This is a genomic window from Sphingomonas sp. RB1R13 (genome assembly GCF_036663775.1).
In the GTDB taxonomy this organism is placed as follows: Bacteria; Pseudomonadota; Alphaproteobacteria; order Sphingomonadales; family Sphingomonadaceae; genus Sphingomicrobium.
Window position 1 is genome coordinate 1 of the sequence record NZ_JAXOJM010000031.1, and the last position, 1395, is coordinate 1395.

The following is a 1395-nucleotide window of genomic DNA, read 5'->3' on the forward strand; positions in this document are numbered from 1 at the left end:
GGTGATCGCAGCCTAGCTAATGCGGCGGAAGGAACATCCCCCGTGACCACCATCGCTCGACACAACATTGCTGCGGCCATCGGCCGGTCCAACCGACTGCTCGCCCTCCTGCCGGGGATCGGCCTGTGCCTGGCGGTGACTGGCGCCGCCTATGCGCTGGAAGCCGGCGAGCGCGCCTTGGCAGGAAAGGCATGGCTGGAGGCGCTGGTGCTCGCCATTCTGATCGGCACCGCGATCCGCAGCCTGCGGACGCCCGGTGACAAATGGCACGAAGGCATCGCGTTCAGCGCCAAATATCTGCTGGAGGTCGCGGTCGTCCTGCTCGGGGCCTCGGTCAGCGCCGCCACCATCCTGGCTGCTGGCGTACCCCTGCTTGTCGGCATCGCCGGCGTAGTGGCCAGTGCGATCCTGCTGAGCTTCGGCATAGGTCGTTTGCTGGGCCTGCCAACGCGCATGGCACTGCTGGTCGCGTGCGGCAACTCGATCTGCGGCAATTCGGCCATCGCCGCGGTCGCGCCGGTAATCGGGGCCGACAGCGACGACGTCGCCGCCTCCATTGCGTTTACCGCCGTGCTGGGCGTCGTCGTGGTGCTGGGTCTGCCGCTGCTCGGGATCGCGCTCGGCATGAGCGGCATTGCTTTCGGCGCGCTCGCCGGACTGACTGTGTATGCGGTGCCGCAGGTGATCGCGGCCGCCTCGCCACTGGGGGCTGCGGCCGTGCAGATGGGGACGCTGGTCAAGCTCGTCCGCGTGCTGATGCTGGGGCCTGTGTGCCTCGTCCTGTCGCTGATCGCACCACGCCTTGCCCCGCAGCAGATGCCTGCGGAAGAGGTCGTGGCGGGCACCGCGCGGGCAAAGACGTTCGATCTCGCTCATCTCGTCCCGTGGTTCATCATCGGCTTTCTCGTGATGGTCGCCTGCCGGTCGTTTGGGCTGGTGCCGACCGCTGCGATTCCGCCGATCGGCCGCATTGCCACCTTGCTGACCGTGGTGTCGATGGCGGCATTGGGGTTGGGCGTCGACGTTCGCACCGTCGCAAAGGCAGGCGGCAAGGTGACGACTGCCGTGGTGCTGTCGCTGCTCGTCCTGGGCGCGATCAGCATGACCCTGCTGGCCCTGTTGCACATCGCGTGACGGCCGATCGTGGCCGAAGCGGATCGAATGACATGGGTTTATGTTGAGCCGGATGCGCGGATCGCCCGTGTCCGACCGTATGGAGTTGCCGATATTGTGAGAATCCCGCTCAAGACAGCGCTCGCTGCTGCCGCTCTGGTCAGCGGCGCGGCGCTGGCCCAGACCAGCGACTTCGCCACCGTGATGGCCGGTGCGATGCAGCGGATGCACCAAGCGATGGCGGTCCCGTCGACCGGTGATCCCGACCGGGACTTCGCCGCG

General features: G+C 67.3%; 1 protein-coding gene. It reads left to right on the forward strand.

Annotation, left to right across the window (positions count from 1 at the left end; translation table 11 throughout):
* The first annotated feature begins 42 nt into the window (after nt 1–42).
* Complete coding sequence (locus U1700_RS14540; protein ID WP_332753407.1) at nt 43–1134, forward strand: YeiH family protein; 1092 nt, start codon at nt 43–45, stop codon at nt 1132–1134.
* Nucleotides 1135–1395 lie beyond the last annotated feature (261 nt).